This window comes from Citrobacter youngae (genome assembly GCF_003818115.1).
Classification (GTDB): domain Bacteria; phylum Pseudomonadota; class Gammaproteobacteria; order Enterobacterales; family Enterobacteriaceae; genus Citrobacter; species Citrobacter youngae.
Genome location: NZ_RPOI01000004.1, coordinates 241,570 through 261,659 on the forward strand (window position 1 = coordinate 241,570; position 20,090 = coordinate 261,659).

Annotated in this window: 19 protein-coding genes and 1 tRNA gene; 7 read left to right on the forward strand and 13 right to left on the reverse strand. The window is 51.9% G+C overall.

Translation table 11 applies throughout. The annotated features are described in order from the left end of the window. The first annotated feature begins 23 nt into the window (after positions 1-23). On the forward strand, positions 24-590 hold the full coding sequence (locus EHN13_RS03440; RefSeq protein WP_061068516.1) for a YceI family protein: 567 nt from the start codon (positions 24-26) through the stop codon (positions 588-590). Between the two features lie 49 nt (positions 591-639). Then, on the forward strand, positions 640-1,806 hold the full coding sequence (locus EHN13_RS03445; protein ID WP_124020926.1) for a lactate oxidase: 1,167 nt from the start codon (positions 640-642) through the stop codon (positions 1,804-1,806). A 304-nt stretch (positions 1,807-2,110) separates the two neighbouring features. Here the strand turns inward: EHN13_RS03445 and EHN13_RS03450 are convergent. Next, positions 2,111-2,184, reverse strand: a tRNA-Gly gene (locus EHN13_RS03450). An 80-nt stretch (positions 2,185-2,264) separates the two neighbouring features. Beyond that, complete coding sequence (gene actS, locus EHN13_RS03455; protein WP_048213497.1) at positions 2,265-3,023, reverse strand: amidase activator ActS; 759 nt, start codon at positions 3,021-3,023, stop codon at positions 2,265-2,267. A 166-nt stretch (positions 3,024-3,189) separates the two neighbouring features. Between actS and idi the strand changes: the two genes are divergently transcribed. After that, a complete protein-coding gene (gene idi, locus EHN13_RS03460) occupies positions 3,190-3,738 on the forward strand; it encodes an isopentenyl-diphosphate Delta-isomerase (protein ID WP_124020888.1) in 549 nt (182 codons plus the stop codon). 96 nt (positions 3,739-3,834) lie between these two features. On the opposite strand, the gene lysS is transcribed toward idi, so the two are convergent. The 5 genes from lysS to xerD form a co-directional block, all read right to left on the reverse strand. Continuing rightward, a complete protein-coding gene (gene lysS, locus EHN13_RS03465) occupies positions 3,835-5,352 on the reverse strand; it encodes a lysine--tRNA ligase (protein ID WP_124020889.1) in 1,518 nt (505 codons plus the stop codon). A gap of 9 nt (positions 5,353-5,361) precedes the next feature. Continuing rightward, a protein-coding gene (prfB, locus tag EHN13_RS03470) for a peptide chain release factor 2 (RefSeq protein ID WP_096878465.1) occupies positions 5,362-6,460 on the reverse strand; the annotation gives its coding sequence in 2 pieces (ribosomal slippage) (positions 5,362-6,384 and positions 6,386-6,460; 1,098 coding nt in all). A gap of 217 nt (positions 6,461-6,677) precedes the next feature. Beyond that, a complete protein-coding gene (gene recJ, locus EHN13_RS03475; RefSeq protein ID WP_115601508.1) occupies positions 6,678-8,411 on the reverse strand; it encodes a single-stranded-DNA-specific exonuclease RecJ in 1,734 nt (577 codons plus the stop codon). 5 nt (positions 8,412-8,416) lie between these two features. Continuing rightward, complete coding sequence (gene dsbC / locus EHN13_RS03480; RefSeq protein ID WP_101742745.1) at positions 8,417-9,130, reverse strand: bifunctional protein-disulfide isomerase/oxidoreductase DsbC; 714 nt, start codon at positions 9,128-9,130, stop codon at positions 8,417-8,419. 23 nt (positions 9,131-9,153) lie between these two features. Continuing rightward, positions 9,154-10,050, reverse strand: a complete 897-nt coding sequence (gene xerD, locus EHN13_RS03485; protein WP_005123354.1) for a site-specific tyrosine recombinase XerD — start codon at positions 10,048-10,050, stop codon at positions 9,154-9,156. A 113-nt stretch (positions 10,051-10,163) separates the two neighbouring features. Here xerD and fldB point away from each other — a divergent pair, with 113 nt between their 5' ends. Then, on the forward strand, positions 10,164-10,685 hold the full coding sequence (gene fldB / locus EHN13_RS03490; RefSeq protein ID WP_048213164.1) for a flavodoxin FldB: 522 nt from the start codon (positions 10,164-10,166) through the stop codon (positions 10,683-10,685). A 90-nt stretch (positions 10,686-10,775) separates the two neighbouring features. On the opposite strand, the gene EHN13_RS03495 is transcribed toward fldB, so the two are convergent. Further along, positions 10,776-11,183, reverse strand: coding sequence for a protein YgfX (locus EHN13_RS03495; RefSeq protein WP_048213165.1), 408 nt, complete (start codon positions 11,181-11,183; stop codon positions 10,776-10,778). Beyond that, on the reverse strand, positions 11,164-11,430 hold the full coding sequence (gene sdhE, locus EHN13_RS03500) for an FAD assembly factor SdhE (protein WP_124020890.1): 267 nt from the start codon (positions 11,428-11,430) through the stop codon (positions 11,164-11,166). The genes EHN13_RS03495 and sdhE overlap by 20 nt, the downstream gene beginning before the upstream one ends. A gap of 255 nt (positions 11,431-11,685) precedes the next feature. Between sdhE and ygfZ the strand changes: the two genes are divergently transcribed. After that, positions 11,686-12,666 carry a tRNA-modifying protein YgfZ gene (gene ygfZ / locus EHN13_RS03505; RefSeq protein WP_048213166.1) on the forward strand — a complete coding sequence of 327 codons (981 nt, stop codon included), beginning with the start codon at positions 11,686-11,688 and terminating at the stop codon, positions 12,664-12,666. A gap of 93 nt (positions 12,667-12,759) precedes the next feature. Here ygfZ and trhA read toward each other — a convergent pair whose 3' ends face one another. After that, the gene (trhA, locus tag EHN13_RS03510) at positions 12,760-13,419 is read right to left on the reverse strand and encodes a PAQR family membrane homeostasis protein TrhA (protein WP_101742747.1); all 660 of its coding nucleotides are present in this window, start codon (positions 13,417-13,419) and stop codon (positions 12,760-12,762) included. Positions 13,420-13,582: 163 nt separating this feature from the next. Further along, the gene (gene yqfB, locus EHN13_RS03515) at positions 13,583-13,894 is read right to left on the reverse strand and encodes a N(4)-acetylcytidine aminohydrolase (protein WP_048213167.1); all 312 of its coding nucleotides are present in this window, start codon (positions 13,892-13,894) and stop codon (positions 13,583-13,585) included. 52 nt (positions 13,895-13,946) lie between these two features. On the opposite strand from yqfB, the gene EHN13_RS03520 reads away from it, so the two are divergent. Together EHN13_RS03520 and bglA are read left to right on the forward strand one after the other, a co-directional pair. Continuing rightward, positions 13,947-14,675, forward strand: coding sequence for a MurR/RpiR family transcriptional regulator (locus tag EHN13_RS03520; protein WP_061068520.1), 729 nt, complete (start codon positions 13,947-13,949; stop codon positions 14,673-14,675). A 120-nt stretch (positions 14,676-14,795) separates the two neighbouring features. Continuing rightward, the gene (bglA, locus tag EHN13_RS03525; protein WP_124020891.1) at positions 14,796-16,229 is read left to right on the forward strand and encodes a 6-phospho-beta-glucosidase BglA; all 1,434 of its coding nucleotides are present in this window, start codon (positions 14,796-14,798) and stop codon (positions 16,227-16,229) included. A gap of 93 nt (positions 16,230-16,322) precedes the next feature. Here bglA and EHN13_RS03530 read toward each other — a convergent pair whose 3' ends face one another. Next, positions 16,323-17,066 (reverse strand): SDR family oxidoreductase, encoded by a 744-nt coding sequence (locus tag EHN13_RS03530; protein WP_124020892.1) that lies wholly within the window; start codon positions 17,064-17,066, stop codon positions 16,323-16,325. A 61-nt stretch (positions 17,067-17,127) separates the two neighbouring features. Then, positions 17,128-20,001 (reverse strand): aminomethyl-transferring glycine dehydrogenase, encoded by a 2,874-nt coding sequence (gene gcvP / locus EHN13_RS03535; protein WP_124020893.1) that lies wholly within the window; start codon positions 19,999-20,001, stop codon positions 17,128-17,130. Between the last annotated feature and the right edge of the window lie 89 nt (positions 20,002-20,090).

Consider the following 20,090-nt stretch of genomic DNA (forward strand, 5'->3'; position numbering starts at 1 on the left):
TTTTTTATCTCTGAGGTTACACCATGAACAAGAACATATTGATCGCAATATGCGCATTAGGTTTTGTGAATATTGCACATGCCGAAGTATATAAATTGGATAGTACGCATACGAATGCGACATTTAATATCGACCATTTTCAGACATCAACCAACCATGGTGGCTTTTACTCCATCAGCGGAGAAGTGAAATATCTTCCAGAGAAACAGCAAGGTGAAATGCAGGTAACCATTCCTGTTAAGTCTCTAAATACCGGTCTGGAAGCATTTGATAAACATATCCGTAGCAGCGATATACTCGATGCAGAAAAACATCCGAATATTGTATTCAAATCAACAAAATGGAACTTCTCTGAGGGCAAACCCGCCTCTATTGAAGGGATGTTGACGATGAAGGGTGTTACTAAACCTGTCACGTTAACGACGACCAAATTCGGCTGCTATATGAGTCCGGTTTTCAATGCTCAGGTCTGCGGTGGCGATTTCTCTGCAAAAATTGATCGTACCCTATGGGGTGTTGATTATCTCGTCAACATAGGAATGAGCAAAACAGTTGATATTAGTATTCAGGCTGAAGCAATACGCCAATAACAAGGAAGTAAGAGTGAAAGTGAATAAAACAGTTCTGGCCATAGCCTCTATGGCTATGATGATTTCATCGGGTATGGCGCAAGCCGAAGCATATAAAGCCAGCACCGAAGAGCACCCCATTAAAATGGTCAACATTGACGCTCTTGAAGATCAAGTAAAAGCCAGAATGGAAAAGGGAGCATTTGGTTATATTCGTGGAGGCGCGGAAGATGAAAATAATCTGCGCAGCAATACCGAGAGCTTTGATAAGAAATTTATCGTTCCTCGAGTATTGCAAGGTATTGAATTAAAAAATATCAATCTTTCAACCAGCTTGCTGGGCATTCCGCTAAAAACCCCCATAATCCAGGCGCCAATGGCAGCCCAGGGTCTGGCGCACGAAGCCGGTGAACTTGCCACAGCCCGAGGAATGGCCCAGGTAGGTTCAATTTTCTCTTTAAGCACCTACGGAAATAAAACCATTGAAGACGTTTCCAGGGCATCAGAGGGAAATCCGTTTTTCTTCCAGCTTTATATGAGTAAAAACAATAAGTTTAACGAATTTATACTGAGTGAAGCAGTTAAGCATGGTGCAAAAGCGATCATTCTGACAGTCGATTCACCTGTTGGTGGATATCGTGAAGACGATATAAAAAATAATTTCCAGTTCCCTCTCGGCTTTGCAAATCTTGAGATGTTTGCGAAGCAGAGTGATGACGGTTCAAAAACAGGCAAAGGTTCTGGTATCAGCGAAATTTACGCACAAGCCAAACAAGCCTTCACACCGGAAGATATTAAATACGTTCACCAAATCTCCGGTTTGCCGGTCATTGTGAAAGGAATTCAATCGCCGGAAGATGCAGAGATTGCTATTAAGGCCGGAGCTGCAGCTATCTGGGTTTCTAACCACGGGGGAAGGCAACTCGATAGTGGGCCATCCTCATTTGATGTATTGCCCTCTATCGCAAAAGTGGTAAATAAACGCGTACCCATTATTTTTGATAGTGGTGTACGTCGTGGCTCACATGTATTTAAAGCTATCGCTAGTGGCGCTGATATCGTGGCTATTGGGCGTCCTGTCCTGTACGGTCTAAACCTTGGCGGGGCTCAGGGTGTTGCTTCTGTTGTCGAGCAACTCAACAAAGAATTAGTCATCAATATGATGCTCGGTGGAACCAAAGATATCGAGCAGGTGAAAAAAAACAAATTGTTGACCTTACGTGATCTGGAAGAATAAGAGCATACTTTGGGTTAACGGTGTGGAATATTAACCCCTCTACTCTACTCACCAGAGACATTATTAAAAAATAGATAATAATGCTGAATACCGGCCACTATGGCCGGTATTTTATTTATTCACCATGGAGGAAAAATACCTTAATAGCCAAAGTGCAAGCCGACCCCGTAAAGCGCATATCCCATAGTGAAATCACTCAGTCGCCCTGAGGGAGTACAATTGAGTTCAATAGACTAATAGAATGCTATAACTGCTGATTTATCAAGAGAAAATTGAGTTTGGTAGACTTCAGTAGACTTGAGTTTGGAGCGGGCGAAGGGAATCGAACCCTCGTATAGAGCTTGGGAAGCTCTCGTTCTACCATTGAACTACGCCCGCGAAGAGGTGCGTGGGCCATTATAGACCTTACGCACCCTCTGACAAGCCCAAACTATGCTAACTGCTGATAAAATAGCCTGTTAGCACTTAGGTTTACTCCCCTGCGGCGGTAAATAACGTAGCGGATCAATCGCCGTTGCGCGATAGCGAATCTGGAAGTGCAGGCGTACAGATGCCGCATCAGTGCTACCCATGGTGGCAATTTTCTGCCCGGCCTTCACGCTCTGCCCGTTGTTCACCAGTAGCGTATCATTATGCGCATAAGCGGTAATGTAATCCTCACTGTGCTTAATCATGATGAGGTTGCCATAGCCCCGCAGCTGGTTGCCGACATAAACTACCTTCCCTGCTCCCGCCGCATAAACCGGTGTGCCGCGCGCAGCTGAGATATCAATACCCTTGTTGCCGCCATCCGCCGTTGAATAAGGCAGGATCACTTTACCGCTGGCAGGCCACAACCAGCAGCGTTGCCCCACCGGCGGCCAGGATGACTGCGGCACGGATGAAGATGGTCTGACAGTTGCCGTTTTAGTCGAGGATTTCTTGGTTGTTTTGCCAGAGCTTGAACTGGTTTTCGCGCCGCCGCTGACCTTCAGCCTTTGCCCTACTTCGATGGTATAGGGTGGTGAAATGTTATTCAGACGGGCAATCTCTTTCACGCTGGTGCCGGTGGCGCGCGAAATACGGTATAGCGTATCTCCCCGCTTCACGGTATACACGGAGCCGGAATAACTTCCTGTATCAGACGACTTACTCCCGGAACAGCCCGCTAACAGCAGACCGGCACACAGCAGCATCACGATACCCAAGCCATTTTTCTTCAGGCGTCCTGCACTCAAAACAATACCTCGCAACATTTTCAGACGCTTTATCATAGCAGCCAGAAACCGGATGCCAAATCATATCGCGTAACGAAGCGTCGGCTCTGGCATTTCACACCCTCTGTTAATCAATATGACTTAATTAAGCATATAATGTAGGCGCTTAAGATTGAGGGTGGACGCAATGCGACAGGAACATGTCATTTTATTGAACGAACAGGGCCAACCCTGTGGAACGCTGGAAAAGTATGCGGCGCATACCGCCACAACGCCCCTGCACTCCGCTTTCTCATGCTGGATATTTAACGGGCAGGGTCAACTACTGGTCACCCGCCGGTCGCTGCATAAAAAAGCCTGGCCGGGTGTCTGGACAAACTCGGTGTGCGGTCATCCACAATCAGGGGAAACAACTGAAGACGCCATTATCCGTCGCGCCCGCTTCGAGCTGGGAGCTGACATTCGCGCACTCACGCCCGTATACGCTGGTTTTCGCTATTGTGCCGCAGATCCCAGTGGAATTGTGGAAAATGAAGTTTGTCCGGTATACGCCGCACAGCTAATCAGCACGCTGCAGCCGAATGCGGAGGAAGTGATGGATTATCGGTGGAGCAATCTTGAGGATGTGTTATGCGGGATTGACGCTACACCGTGGGCCTTCAGCCCGTGGATGGTAATGCAGGTTTCAGACGATAAGGCGCGAAAATTGTTGCGCGCATTTTCCAGCGGTCATTAATTGCCGGATGACAACGCAAACGCGTTTTATCCGGCCTACGAATCGTCTTCCGCGTAGGCCGGATAAGGCATCAGCCGCCATCCGGCAGTTCACATCTTACTTAACCGGACGCATTGCCGGGAACAGGATCACGTCGCGGATGGTGTGGCTGTTAGTGAACAGCATAACCATACGGTCGATACCAATACCCAGGCCCGCAGTCGGCGGCAGACCGTGTTCCAGAGCGGTAACGTAGTCTTCGTCGTAGAACATCGCTTCGTCATCACCCGCATCTTTAGCGTTAACCTGATCCTGGAAACGCTGCGCCTGATCTTCGGCATCGTTCAGCTCGCTGAACCCGTTACCGATTTCACGTCCGCCGATGAAGAATTCGAAGCGATCGGTGATTTCCGGGTTTTCGTCATTACGACGCGCCAGCGGAGAAACTTCTGCCGGGTACTCGGTAATGAAGGTCGGCTGAATCAGGTGCGCTTCCGCAACTTCTTCAAAAATCTCGGTCACGATACGGCCCAGACCCCAGCTCTTCTCAACTTTGATACCGATAGATTCAGCAATCGCTTTTGCAGAATCGAAGTTATCCAGATCGGCCATATTGGTTTCCGGACGGTATTTCTGAATCGCTTCGCGCATGGTCAGTTTTTCAAACGGCTTACCAAAGTCGAAGACTTCTTCGCCGTAAGGCACTTTAGTTGTTCCCAGAACGTTCTGCGCCAACGTACGGAACAACGATTCGGTCAGTTCGATCAGATCTTTGTAGTCCGCATAAGCCATGTAGAGTTCCATCATAGTGAACTCTGGGTTATGGCGAACAGAGATGCCTTCGTTACGGAAGTTACGGTTAATTTCGAATACGCGTTCGAAACCGCCCACCACCAGACGCTTGAGGTACAGTTCCGGCGCAATACGCAGGTACATGTCCAGATCCAGCGCGTTATGGTGGGTGATAAACGGACGTGCTGCCGCACCGCCGGGGATCACCTGCATCATCGGGGTTTCAACTTCCATAAAGCCGCGGCCCACCATGAACTGACGGATACCCGCCATGATCTGTGAACGCACTTTAAAGGTGTTGCGGGATTCATCATTAGAGATGAGATCCAGGTAACGCTGGCGGTAACGCGCTTCCTGATCCTGCAGACCGTGGAATTTATCCGGCAGCGGGCGCAGCGCTTTGGTCAGCAAACGCAGTTCGGTGCAGTGGATAGACAGCTCACCGGTCTTGGTCTTGAACAACTTACCTTTCGCGCCGAGGATATCGCCCAGATCCCACTTCTTGAACTGCTCGTTGTAGACGCCTTCCGGCAGATCGTCGCGCGCAACGTACAGCTGAATACGGCCGCCCACGTCCTGCAGCGTAACGAATGATGCTTTACCCATAATACGACGGGTCATCATACGGCCAGCAACGGATACCTCAATGTTCAGCGCTTCCAGCTCTTCGTTTTCTTTTGCGTCGAAGTCAGCATGCAGTTGGTCTGAGGTATGATCGCGACGGAAATCGTTCGGGAACGGGATCCCCTGCTCACGCAGGCTCGCCAGCTTCTCACGACGCGTTTTCAGTTCATTGTTAAGGTCGGCTACCGCGTCAGCGCCCTGTACGTGTTGTTCAGACATGTTGGTTCCTCATAACCCTGCTTTCAAACTTGCTTCGATAAATTGATCCAGGCTGCCATCCAGCACCGCCTGCGTGTTACGGGTTTCAACCCCGGTACGCAGATCTTTGATGCGGGAGTCATCAAGGACATAAGAACGAATCTGGCTACCCCAGCCGATATCTGACTTGGTGTCTTCCATCGCCTGTTTCTCGGCATTCTTCTTCTGCATTTCCAGTTCATAAAGCTTCGCTTTCATCTGCTTCATGGCCTGGTCTTTGTTCTTGTGCTGGGAACGGTCGTTCTGACACTGCGTCACAATCCCGGTCGGGATGTGGGTAATACGCACCGCAGATTCCGTACGGTTAACGTGCTGACCGCCTGCACCGGAGGCACGGTAAACGTCAATACGCAGATCCGCCGGGTTGATATCGATATCAATATCATCGTCAACTTCCGGATAAACAAACGCCGAACTGAACGACGTATGGCGACGTCCGCCGGAGTCGAACGGACTCTTACGAACCAGACGGTGTACGCCGGTTTCAGTACGCAGCCAACCGTAAGCATACTCGCCAGCAATTCTGATGGTCACGGATTTAATACCCGCCACTTCACCTTCAGACTCTTCAATAATTTCGGTCTTAAAGCCGCGCGCTTCAGCCCAACGCAGATACATACGCATCAGCATGCTGGCCCAATCCTGCGCTTCGGTACCGCCGGAACCCGCCTGGATATCGAGATAGCAATCTGCGCTGTCATATTCACCGGAGAACATACGACGGAATTCCAGCTGTGCCAGTTTATCTTCCAGCGTATCGAGTTCTGCTACGGCTTCGTTAAAGGTTTCTTCGTCGTCGGCTTCTACAGCCAGTTCCAACAGGCCGGAGACATCTTCCAGGCCCTGGCTCATCTGATCGAGCGTATCAACGATGGCCTCAAGGGAAGAACGTTCTTTACCCAGCGCCTGTGCACGTTCGGGTTCGTTCCACACGTCCGGCTGTTCCAGCTCGGCGTTTACTTCTTCCAGACGCTCTTTCTTGGCATCATAGTCAAAGATACCCCCTAAGAACGTCTGAGCGTTCCGTGAGGTCCTGAATGCGGTTATTTACCGGATTAATTTCAAACATGGTCTGATTTCTTTTATTGAACGAGTCAAAATGCGGTTATAAGAGCGGGATTGTAACCAATCCACACCCTTTTTTATAGCGAATATACACGTCATCCTTCAAGCTGACTCTTTGTTGGCTGCGCGAATTCACCCCAGTCACGTACTCGTTGTACGCTCCTGGGGACTCATTCACTTGCCGCCTCGATGCAGCTTGAATGATTATGTGTATTGTGACGCTAAAGTGGCCAGATATTATCGATTATAATCTGCAGGCTGCGGTTACCGCGAAACTCGTTAATATCCAGTTTGTAGGCAAGCTGAACTTCGCGAACACCGTTATCCGGCCAGCATGTGGTATCGACATTAAACGCAATTCCGTCCAGCAGTGGGCCGCCGCCAACAGGCTCCACCATCACCTTCAGATGACGCTCACCGACCAGGCGCTGCTGAAGCAGGCGGAAATGCCCGTCAAACAGCGGCTCCGGGAACATTTGTCCCCACGGGCCGGCATCGCGCAGCATTTGCGCGACCTCCATGGTCATCTCTGCCACACTCAGCGGACCATCAGAGACTACCTCACCCTGCAGTAAGGCGGGATCCAGCCACTCGGTTACCAGTTCGCCAAAACGCTGCTGGAAATGCTCGAACTGCGCTTCTTCCAGCGACAGACCTGCTGCCATCGCATGCCCACCAAACTTAATGATCATGCCGGGATAAAGCGTATCCAGACGCTCCAGCACATCACGCATATGCAGTCCCTGGATCGAACGTCCGGAGCCTTTCAGCGTACCGTCACCGGCAGGCGCAAACGCAATCACCGGACGATGGAAGCGCTCTTTGATGCGCGACGCCAGAATCCCCACCACGCCCTGATGCCACTCAGGGTGGTACATTGCCAGGCCGCCTGGGAGTGTGTCACTACTGCGTTCCAGCTTTTCACACAGGGTCAGTGCTTCTGCCTGCATCCCCTGTTCAATCTCTTTGCGCGTCTGGTTTAGCGCGTCCAGCTCGTTGGCCAGCACGCGCGCTTCGCCAATGTTGTCGCACAGCAACAGCGCCACACCAACGGACATATCGTCCAGACGGCCCGCCGCGTTCAGCCGAGGGCCAAGCGCAAAACCTAAATCACTGGCGGCCAGTTTGAGCGGGTCACGATTGGAAATCTCCAGTAGCGCCTTAATGCCAGGGCGGCACTTTCCAGCACGAATGCGGCTTAAACCTTGCCACGTCAGGATACGGTTATTGGCATCCAGCGGCACCACGTCTGCTACTGTGCCCAAAGCAACCAGATCGAGCAAATCCGCCAGGTTCGGCGGTGCAATGCCTCGTTCATCAAACCAACCTTTGTCACGCAGGAAAGTACGCAGCGCCAGCATCAGATAGAAGGCTACACCAACGCCTGCCAGCGATTTCGACGGGAATTCACAGTCGGGCAGGTTAGGGTTGATGATCGCCTCTGCGCCCGGCAGCGTGTCACCGGGCAGGTGGTGATCGGTCACAACGACCGGGATCCCCAACGTTCTGGCATGTTCGACTCCCGCGTGAGACGAGATGCCGTTGTCTACGGTGACAATTAGCTGAGCGCCCCGGGCATGGGCCTGATCCACGACTTCCGGGCTTAAACCATAGCCGTCTTCAAAACGATTAGGCACCAGGTAGTCAACGTTGCTGCAGCCCAACGCACGCATTGCCAGGATGCTCAGCGCCGTGCTGGTCGCACCATCGGCATCGAAATCCCCCACCACAATGATGCGGGTTCCTTCGCGAAAGGCGTTATAGAGGATCTCAACCGCTTTTTCGACGCCGTTCAAATGCTGCCACGGCAGCATGCCTTTCACGCTACGCTCAAGCTCCTGCGCGCTGCGCACGCCGCGACTGGCGTACAAACGACGCAGCAGCGGCGGCAAGTCGGCTGGTAGCTCGGCGGTCTCGTCGGCTTCACGCCGACGAAGTTGTATCTGTTGTTTCACGCGAATTATTTACCGCTGGTCTGTTTTTCGTGTGCGTCGAGGAATTCTTTCATCTCTTTCGGCCCCTGATAGCCCGGAACAACATAGCCGTTGCTCAGGACAATCGCCGGTGTGCCACTGACGCCAAACTGTACGCCCAGCGCGTAATGATTCGCGATATCCACATCACAGGTCGCCGCTTTCACGCCCTTGCCCGCCATTGCATCGTCAAAGGCTTTGTTTTTATCTTTTGCACACCAGATTGACTTCATGTCCTGCTCGGCCTGGCTTTCCAGCCCCTGTCGAGGGAAGGCCAGATAACGGACGGTGATCCCTAACGCATTGTAGTCTTTCATCTCTTCATGCAACTTGTGGCAGTAACCACAGGTGATGTCGGTGAAAACGGTGATGACGTGTTTTTCCTGCGGCGCTTTGTAAACGATCATCTCTTTTTCCAGCGCATTCAGATGCTTCATCAGCAATTGATTAGTGACATTCACCGGACTTGCGCCACTTACGTCATACATCGGCCCCTGAATAATATGCTTGCCGTCTTCAGTCACGTACAGCACACCGCTATTGGTCAGTACGGTTTTCATGCCCGCAACCGGAGCAGGTTGAATTTCGGTGCTCTGCACGCCCAGCTTCGCTAATGACTGGCGAATAGCTGCATCGTCTGCATGCACCATGCCTGAAAACGCTGTGGCCAGCAGGGTGAGCATCATAAAACGTTTCTTCATAACCTATCCTTTACTGTCAGCACTCACGCTCGTGGGTGATGCTGTTGATGTAGTTGACGCAAGCGCTCCGTTGCGACATGTGTATAAATCTGCGTAGTCGAGAGATCGCTATGCCCCAGCAGCATCTGCACCACGCGCAGGTCAGCGCCGTGATTGAGCAGATGCGTGGCAAAAGCATGCCGCAATACGTGCGGTGACAGTTTCTCGCTGTCGATCCCTGCTAACACAGCATAGTGTTTAATACGATGCCAGAAAGTCTGACGGGTCATCTGCTGCGCACGCTGGCTGGGAAACAGTACGTCAATCGATACGCCGTTGAGCAACCACGGACGACCGTGTTCCAGGTATGTTTCCAGCCAGTACACGGCTTCTTCGCCCAACGGCACAAGCCGCTCTTTGTTGCCTTTACCAATCACCCGCACAACGCCCTGGCGCAGACTAATATCGCTCATCGTCAGCCCCACCAACTCTGATACGCGCAACCCCGTAGCGTACAAAACCTCCAGCATCGCTTTGTCGCGTAGCTCAAGCGGTTGGTCAATAAGCGGAGCCTGCAGCAGCCGTTCTACCTGCGCTTCGCTGAGATCTTTTGGCAAACGCTGCGGAAGTTTAGGTGAAGCAAGCGAGGCGCTTGGATCGTCTTCGCGAAATTTTTCGCCGTAAAGATGCTGAAAAAAACGCCGCATGGCACTGAGCAAACGAGCTGAACTGGTGGCTTTATACCCGCCATCCATCCGCTCAGCCAGCAATGCCTGCAAATCATCGCTCTGCGCCGTCGCCAGTGAAATGCCACGATGGTGCAACCATTCAACAAGCATTGTCAGATCGCGACGATACGCACTTAACGTGTTCTCTGCCAGATTTCGTTCCAGCCACAGTGCATCAAGAAACTGCTCGATGCGCGCCAGATCCTGTTCCACTCGCGCCCCTTATTCCACTCTCATTTTTGATGCATTATGCCTCATTGTGCCGGGATTGCGGCGATTCTGTTACACTACCCGCAACGCTACAGCAGAATTGAGATGTTTACGTCATGAACATGGGTCTTTTTTACGGTTCCAGCACCTGCTACACCGAAATGGCAGCAGAAAAAATCCGCGATATCCTGGGTCCCGAACTGGTGACACTGCACAATCTCAAGGATGATTCCCCGGCTCTAATGGAGCAGTATGACGTGCTCATTTTGGGCATCCCAACCTGGGATTTCGGTGAAATTCAGGAAGACTGGGAAGCGGTCTGGGATCAACTGGACAACCTCAACCTGGAAGGCAAGATTGTCGCGCTTTACGGCATGGGCGATCAACTGGGGTACGGTGAGTGGTTCCTTGATGCACTGGGTATGCTGCATGATAAACTGGTCACCAAAGGCGTTAAGTTTGTCGGTTACTGGCCAACAGAAGGTTATGAATTCACCAGTGATAAACCCGTGATTGCCGATGGGCAGTTGTTTGTCGGTTTAGCTCTGGATGAAACGAACCAGTACGACCTCAGCGATGAACGTATCCAGGCATGGTGTGAGCAAATTCTCGGTGAAATGGCCGAACACTGGTCCTGATAGCCAGTTTGCCGGATGACGGCGTGAATGCCTTCTCGGCTTACATAGCGCGCTAAACCGTAGCTGCTCGCCATCAGTCATTCGCCGGCGTTAACCCTGCTTTACCTGTTGCAGCATTAACCGCCGCAAATCCCGCCACTCAGCGTCATCCATGCTGTCCGCTGCCAGCCACAAATGCTGACGTTTTCCCGCATCTGAACGCAAACGCAGCATCATGCCCGTTTTAATCATCCAGGGTGCACAAACGATAGACCACTCTTGCCCCTGCCAGCGCAGGCGACCGTCCATTAACAGTCTAATCTCTCCCTGACAAGCGTTAATGCGACGCTGACTGCGTACGCTATCAAACACCACCAGAGAGAGCAGCACCAACCATAATGGGGTGTAGCTCAATGGCCAGGGCATCAATAAAATGAATACCGCAACCAGCCCATGAATGAGCAGAGAGAGCCACTGTGCGCGCCATGAAACGCGTAAATCAGATTGCCACTGGACCACGTTCCCGATTCCGTATCTGGATGAGTCGCACCATCTGCTCCAACTGCTCATCAGCCGGTTTCCCATGATTCATCAACCAGTTAAATAAGTCTGGATCATCACATTCCAGCAGACGGATAAAGATGCGTTTTTCTTCGTTACTTAAGTTGTCATACTCATGTTCGAAAAACGGCATGATAGAGATGTCCAGTTCACGCATACCGCGGCGGCATGCCCAATGAATACGTGCTTTGTTGTTAATATCCATGTTCTTTTCCCTGTCTCGCGAAAACGAAGTATCCGGCTATTGTAACGTGTTTTTCACGCTCTTTTACGGGAATATCAGTAAACGGAAGCGCGATCGCTAAATAAAACCACATTAAGTCAAAGGGTTCACTTTTTTGGATGTCTCCTCGCAAAGCTTAATATAAGGCACAAACAGGATGTTTAAACCGCTTGCAATAGCCTATAGCTCTTTTACCATTAGTCATTATTACCGCGTTAAGCAAATCAGGACATTATTATGGCTTTTACATCGTTTCCTCCTCGCCAGCCGTGTGCGTCGGCACGTTTGCCTCTGACGCTAATGACGCTCGACGACTGGGCTCTCGCCACCATTACCGGCGTCGACAGTGAAAAGTACATCCAGGGCCAGGTCACCGCTGATGTCAGCCAGATGACCGAACAGCAACACCTGCTGGCAGCTCACTGCGATGCCAAAGGTAAAATGTGGAGCAACCTGCGTCTCTTCCGTCAGGCTGATGGTTTTGCCTGGCTTGAACGCCGTAGCCTGCGTGATGCCCAATTGACCGAACTGAAAAAATACGCCGTCTTCTCGAAGGTCGTGATTGCCCCGGATGACGAGCGCGTCCTGCTGGGCGTAGCGGGCTTCCAGGCGCGCGCGGCGCTAGCCAATCTCTTTAGCGAACTGCCAACCAGCGATAAGCAGGTCGTTACCCACGGCGCTTCCGCCCTGCTGTGGTTCGAGCATCCATCTGAACGCTTCCTGCTGATCGTTGATGTCGCAACAGCTGAGATGATTGCGGAGAAACTGCGTGGCGAAGCAGAATTGAATAACAGCCAACAGTGGCTGGCGCTGGATATCGAAGCGGGTATTCCGGTTATTGATACTGCCAACAGCGCACAGTTTATTCCGCAGGCCACCAATCTGCAGGCATTGGGCGGTATCAGCTTTAAAAAAGGCTGCTATACCGGTCAGGAAATGGTTGCCCGCGCAAAATTCCGCGGCGCCAATAAACGCGCCATGTGGACTCTGGCAGGTGCGGCCAGTCGGGTGCCGGAAGCGGGTGAAGACCTGGAGCTGAAAATGGGCGAGAACTGGCGTCGTACCGGCACCGTACTCGCCGCGGTACAGCTGGCTGATGGACAAGTGCTGGTGCAGGTTGTGATGAATAACGACATGGAAGCCGACAGCGTGTTCCGCGTTCGCGACGATGCAAAAACGCTACATATCGTACCGCTGCCGTATTCGCTGGAAGAATAAATGAATAATGCCTGATTGCGATGCGTCTATCAGGCATGCTGGCTTTTGTTTTGTAGGCCGGATAAGGCGCTAGCCGCCATCCGGCATCAAGGGTTAAGCCTGACCAACGTACAGATAGATTGCCAGGAAGTGGCAAACGCTGCCGCCCAGCACAAAGCCATGCCAGATCGCGTGGTTGTAAGGAATGCGCTTACAGACGTAGAAAATAACGCCCAGCGAATACACGACGCCGCCAACGGCCAGCAACGTCACACCACCCGCCGACAGCTTAACCGCCAGTTGATACACCACTATCAGCGATAGCCAGCCCATTGTCAGGTAGGTCACCAGCGACAGAACCTTAAAGCGGTGCGCAATAGTCAGTTTGAATAAAATACCGATTAGCGCCAGGCTCCAGATAACAATCATCAGTCCGCGTGCCAGCGGCGAATCCAGCCCCACCAGCAGGAATGGCGTGTAGGTCCCGGCAATCAGCAGATAAATCGCGCAGTGGTCGAATTTTTTCAGCCAGACTTTCGCTCTCTGATGGGGGATCGCATGATACAAGGTTGAGGCAAGGAACAGCAGGATCATGCTGCCGCCGTACAGGCTATAGCTGGTAATAGCCATGGCGCTGGCGTTGGTATCCACTGCCTGAACCAGTAACAGCACCAGTCCGACAATCCCAAACACCAGCCCGATACCGTGACTGATGCTATTGGCTATTTCCTCTGCCAGCGAATATCCCTGCGCGATTAATGGCTTCTGAACCATAAGTTACTCCCCAGAAACGAACACTTTCGTTATTGCGCCTCTAGCGTAACTGAGAATGGTTCCAGTGAACACATGTTAGCTAAAATATTTATCAAATAATAAATAATTAATAAAAATCATATAATTGCATTTTATATTTCAGCTAACAGCTGTACCTGTAAAGTTAAAGGCATTTAAAATCAATCACATAAAATTGCGTTTGATCCGGGTAAATCTCGGCGATCACCTGTTTAAGCTCATCGAGCGCCATGTTTTCCTGCTGGGCATGTTTTTCCGTTAGCGTATCCAGCGTAACCGTTGAGGTGCCGACAACTTCAATCGTGCAGAAGTAGCCCTCATCTTCAAAGCGTCCAACCCGTAGAATGTCCCCGGCTTTAAAGTGTGATTCGGACTCGTCACGAATGGTGATGGTTTTGCGTCCGGCCAGAATGTCATCCTGGAAACGCTGAAAAAAAGTGATGTCATTTGGCTGCATGTTATTATTCCCTGTAGATAAAGTCTGATGAGTGAGTTTTGCCATTGTGAGTATGTTCTCCCACGCTGCCATCGCCAGTCTCAACAATCTTGAGATGCTGGTCTACAACTATGTCATCAAAAACCGTGACAAAGTCATGTACATGACCATTCGCGAACTGGCTGATGCCGTGGGCGTTTCCACCACCACCGTACTGCGCTTTTGCCGCAAGCTTAAGTGTGAGGGTTACTCAGAATTTCGCTTACGCTTCAAATTATATTTAGAGCAGAATGAACCGCAACAGGCTAATTTCGGTGCCAGCGAAATTATCAGTTTCTTTAAAGGCGTCAATAACGACGAGTTCGATAAACTGCTCGATCAGGCTGTTGATATTATATTATCGTCCGAACGTATTATATTCGTCGGAGCGGGAACGTCTGGAGCGCTGGCAAAATATGGCGCACGTTTTTTCTCAAACGTCGGTAAATTCAGTAATCACATTGACGATCCTTATTTCCCGGTAACTAACGACATGGCCAGAAACGCGCTGGCGATCGTGCTTTCCGTGTCTGGTGAAACAGAAGAGATCCTGCGCTTTGCCAGCCAGTTCAGTCTGCACAACTGTAAGGTTCTGTCGGTCACCAGCCATGAACACTCTCGCCTGGCGAAACTCGCCGACTTTAATCTCTCCTGGCATGTTCCACAAACACGTATTGCCGGGGTATACGATATAACCACGCAGATCCCCGTTATTTATATTCTGGAATCACTCGGTCGCAAGCTGGCGAAAAGAATAGCGTAAAAAAACACTCTGTTTTTTTGATGTAACAAATCACATTTACGCTATTTTGTTATATCGTGACATTTATCTTTCCTTTGTTAGACTCAAAATCAGATTGTATTAATTTGAGACTGAGCGCAGATGAAAAAACTTACCTTACCAAACGATTTTTTATGGGGCGGCGCGGTGGCGGCGCATCAGGTTGAAGGCGGCTGGAACAAAGGTGGCAAAGGCCCCAGCATTTGCGACGTACTGACCGGAGGGGCACACGGCGTTCCGCGAGAAATCACTCAGGAAGTTGAGCCCGGTAAGTACTACCCCAACCACGAAGCTGTCGATTTTTACAGTCATTACAAAGAAGACATCAAGCTGTTTGCCGAGATGGGCTTCAAATGCTTCCGTACGTCAATTGCCTGGACCCGCATCTTCCCGAAAGGGGACGAAACCCAGCCAAATGAAGAAGGGTTAAAATTCTACGACGACATGTTTGATGAACTGCTGAAGTACAACATTGAACCAGTCATCACCCTTTCCCACTTCGAAATGCCGCTGCACCTGGTTCAACAGTACGGTAGCTGGACCAATCGTAAAGTCGTCGATTTCTTTGTCCGTTTTGCTGAAGTCGTTTTTGAGCGCTATAAGCACAAGGTCAAATACTGGATGACCTTCAATGAGATCAACAACCAGCGTAACTGGCGCGCGCCGCTGTTTGGCTATTGCTGCTCCGGCGTGGTGTATACCGAGCATGAAAACCCGGAAGAGACTATGTACCAGGTGCTGCACCACCAGTTCGTGGCCAGCGCTCTGGCAGTAAAAGCCGCACGTCGCATCAACCCGGAAATGAAAGTCGGCTGCATGCTGGCGATGGTGCCACTGTACCCGTTCTCCTGTAAGCCTAAAGATGTGATGTTCGCGCAGGAATCGATGCGTGAGCGTTACGTTTTCACCGATGTTCAACTGCGCGGTTACTACCCGTCTTATGTGCTAAACGAATGGGAACGCCGTGAATTTAACATCAGGATGGAAGACGGCGACGAGCAAATCCTGCGCGAAGGCACCTGTGACTATCTCGGATTCAGTTACTACATGACCAACGCGGTAAAAGCGGAAGGCGGCAGCGGCGATGCCATTTCTGGTTTTGAGGGCAGCGTACCGAACCCGCACGTAAAAGCCTCCGACTGGGGCTGGCAGATTGACCCCGTCGGTCTACGCTATGCCTTATGTGAGCTGTATGAACGCTACCAGAAGCCGCTGTTTATCGTTGAAAACGGGTTTGGCGCTTATGACAAAGTAGAAGAAGACGGCAGCATCAACGACGACTATCGCATCGACTATCTGCGCGCCCACATCGAAGAAATGATGAAAGCGGTGACCTATGATGGCGTAGACCTGATGGGCTACACGCCATGGGGCTGCATCGACTGCGTATCGTTTACCACCGGTCAGTACAGCAAACGTTACGGCTTTATCTACGTGAACAAACATGACGACGGCACCGGCGATATGTCGCGTTCACGAAAGAAGAGTTTTGACTGGTACAAAGAGGTTATTGCCAGCAACGGCGAGAATCTGTAATTTTTGCCGGATGGCGGCGTAAACGCCTTATCCAGCCTACAGGTTATACTCCCGTAGGCTGGATAAACGCAGCGCTATCCGGCAATTAAATCCCTACTTCCCGCCCGCCAGTTCCAGAAAACTGCCCGTTACGTAAGATGCCTTCTCGCTCAACAGCCAGGTAATTGCCTGCGCGACTTCTTCCGGCTGCCCGCCACGCTGCATAGGCAACATAGATTTCACGCGATCGACTCTTCCCGGCTCGCCGCCTGACGCATGCATTTCAGTGTAGATAAGACCCGGTCGCACACAGTTCACGCGGATGCCCTGCGCCGCAACCTCCAGCGCCAGGCCGGTGGTGAGCGTGTCCACAGCACCTTTCGAGGCCGCGTAATCAACATATTCGAATGGCGCACCAAGCCGCGATGCCGCTGAAGAGACATTCACAATCGACCCGCCCTGACCACCATGCTTAAACGACATTCGCTTTACCGCTTCCCGACAGCACAGAAAATAGCCGGTAACGTTGGTTGCCAGTACGCGATTAATTCGTTCGGCGGTTAAGTTTTCGACCGTGCTTTGCTCAAACAAGATCCCGGCATTATTCACCAGGGCAGTCAGCGGTTCGCCTTCACGGTCAATAGACTCAAACATTGCTACAACCTGGCTTTCATCGCTGATATCCGCCCGTAAAGCAAACGCCTTCCCGCCAGCAGCGGCGATGCTGTTCACCACCTCCGTTGCCGCACGAATATTGTGATGAAAGTTCACCGCGACCATGTAGCCCTCTTGCGCCAGTTGCAGCGCGGTTGCCCGACCAATGCCACGACTGCCGCCCGTCACCAATGCTATAGCCATAACGTTTCTCCCAAAAAATAAAGGCGCCGAAGCGCCTTTAAAAGATAGTTGAATCAGCAGATTACTGATATTCGCTCATCGGTACGCAGGAGCAGAACAAGTTACGGTCACCGTAAACGTCATCAAGGCGTTTCACGGTTGGCCAGTATTTGTTCGCCACACCCGCCGGGAAGACGGCGATTTCGCGGCTATAACCGTGATTCCACTCCGCTACCAGCTCGTTTTGCGTGTGCGGTGAGTTAACCAGTGGGTTATCTTCCAGTGACCATTCGCCGGCTTTCACGCGATCGATCTCAGCGCGGATTGCCAGCATCGCATTGATAAAGCGATCCAGTTCCACTTTGCTTTCAGATTCAGTCGGTTCAACCATCAGGGTACCCGCGACCGGGAAAGACATGGTCGGCGCATGGAAACCGTAATCGATCAGGCGCTTGGCAATATCCAGTTCGCTGATACCGGTCTCTTCTTTCAGTGGGCGAATGTCGAGAATACATTCATGCGCCACGCGACCATCGCGACCGGTATACAGTACCGGATAAGCATCTTTCAGACGGCTGGCAATGTAGTTAGCGTTAAGAATCGCCACCTGGCTGGCCTGCTTCAGACCTTCTGCGCCCATCATACGGATGTACATCCAGCTGATTGGCAAAATGGATGCGCTACCGAACGGCGCCGCAGAAACTGCGCCCTGACGGGTCAGCATCCCTTCAATCTGCACTACGCTGTGACCCGGTACAAACGGCGCCAGATGTGATTTCACGCCGATCGGTCCCATACCTGGGCCGCCGCCGCCGTGCGGAATGCAGAATGTTTTATGCAAGTTGAGGTGCGAGACATCTGCACCAATAAAGCCCGGCGTGGTGATCCCAACCTGAGCGTTCATGTTCGCGCCATCAAGGTAAACCTGGCCGCCGAACTGGTGCACAACGTCGCACACTTCACGGATCGTTTCTTCATACACGCCGTGAGTAGACGGATAGGTCACCATGATGCAGGAGAGGTTCGCAGCATGTTGTTCTGCTTTTGCTCGCAGATCGTCCAGATCGATGTTGCCGTTCTTATCACAGGCGACAACCACGACCTGCATACCCGCCATCTGTGCAGATGCCGGGTTAGTACCGTGGGCAGAGGCTGGGATCAGGCAGATATCGCGATGACCTTCGTTACTGCTTTCGTGATAATGACGAATCGCCAGCAGACCCGCATACTCGCCCTGCGCGCCGGAGTTCGGCTGCATGCAGACGGCATCATAACCGGTCAGTTTTACCAGCCACTCGGAAAGCTGGCCGATCATCTGGTGATAACCTTCAGCCTGCTCTGGCGGGCAGAACGGATGCAGCTCAGCGAATTCAGGCCAGGTGATAGGGATCATCTCGGCAGCGGCGTTGAGTTTCATGGTGCAGGAACCCAGCGGGATCATTGCCTGGTTCAGCGCCAGATCTTTGCGCTCCAGCGAGTGCATATAACGCATCATCTCGGTTTCGCTGTGATAGCGATTAAACACCGGATGACTGAGGATCGCATCGTCACGCAGCATGCTTTCCTGAATAGAACGGCTGTCGAGCGCCACGTCTTTATCCAGCGTATCGATGTTCAGGCCGTGATTGTCGCCCAGCAGAACATTGAACAACTGCACCACGTTTTCACGGGTGGTGGTTTCATCGAGCGTAATACCTACCGCGTTATGGATATCGCTACGCAGGTTGATTTCTGCTGCTTCGGCACGCGCCAGCACTGTGGCCTTATCGGCTACTTCAACGCACAGGGTGTCGAAGTAATGCGCATGACGCAGCTTCAATCCTTTCTGTTGCAGACCGGCTGCCAGGATATCAGTCAGGCGGTGGATGCGATTAGCAATGCGTTTCAGGCCAACCGGACCATGATAAACGGCATACAGGCTGGCGATGTTGGCCAGCAGAACCTGCGAGGTACAAATGTTGGAGTTCGCTTTCTCGCGGCGGATATGCTGCTCACGAGTCTGCATCGCCATGCGCAGTGCGGTATTGCCCGCCGCATCTTTGGAGACGCCGATAATACGGCCTGGCATGGAGCGTTTGAATTCGTCTTTAGCGGCGAAAAATGCCGCGTGTGGGCCACCGTAACCCATCGGTACGCCGAAGCGTTGTGCAGAACCGAAAACGATATCCGCGCCCTGTTTGCCCGGAGCAGTCAGCAGTACCAGCGCCATAAAGTCGGCAGCGACACTGACCACAACTTTACGGGATTTCAGCTCGCTAATCAGTTTGCTGTAGTCATGCACTTCACCGGTGGTGCCAACCTGCTGCAACAGCACGCCAAACACATCCTGGTGATCCAGTGCTTTCGCCGCGTCATCAACAATCACGTCAAAACCAAAGGTTTGTGCACGGGTACGCACGACGTCCAGCGTTTGCGGATGAACATCAGCCGCAACGAAGAAGCGGTTGGCGTTTTTCAGTTTGCTGACACGTTTGGCCATCGCCATGGCTTCAGCGGCCGCGGTGGCTTCATCCAGCAGAGAAGCGGAAGCCATATCCAGCCCCGTCAGATCCAGTGTGACCTGTTGGAAGTTCAGCAGAGCTTCCAGACGCCCCTGAGAGACTTCCGGCTGATACGGCGTGTATGCGGTGTACCAACCTGGGTTTTCCAGCATGTTGCGCAGGATTACCGGTGGCAGCTGCACGGCGGTGTAGCCCATGCCAATGTAGGACGTGAAGCGCTTGTTACGCCCAGCGATGGCTTTTAATTCAGCCAGCGCAGCGTATTCGGTCGCCGCCTCGCCCACCTGTGGCGGGGTTGCGAGCTGAATGTCTTTCGGCACAATCTGGCCGATCAGCGCGTTTAACGACTCGGCGCCAACCGCATTCAGCATCTCTTGCTGCTGCGCGGCGTCCGGTCCGATGTGGCGTTCAATGAAAGCGCCGCTGTTTTCAAGCTGGCTTAACGTCTGTGTCATGGGCGATGGTTCCTGAAACGTGCAGTGAATCGTAGGTGTCTCTACTTACCTGAATACGCAAAATAATTCGCGTTGCAGGACGGCGGCGA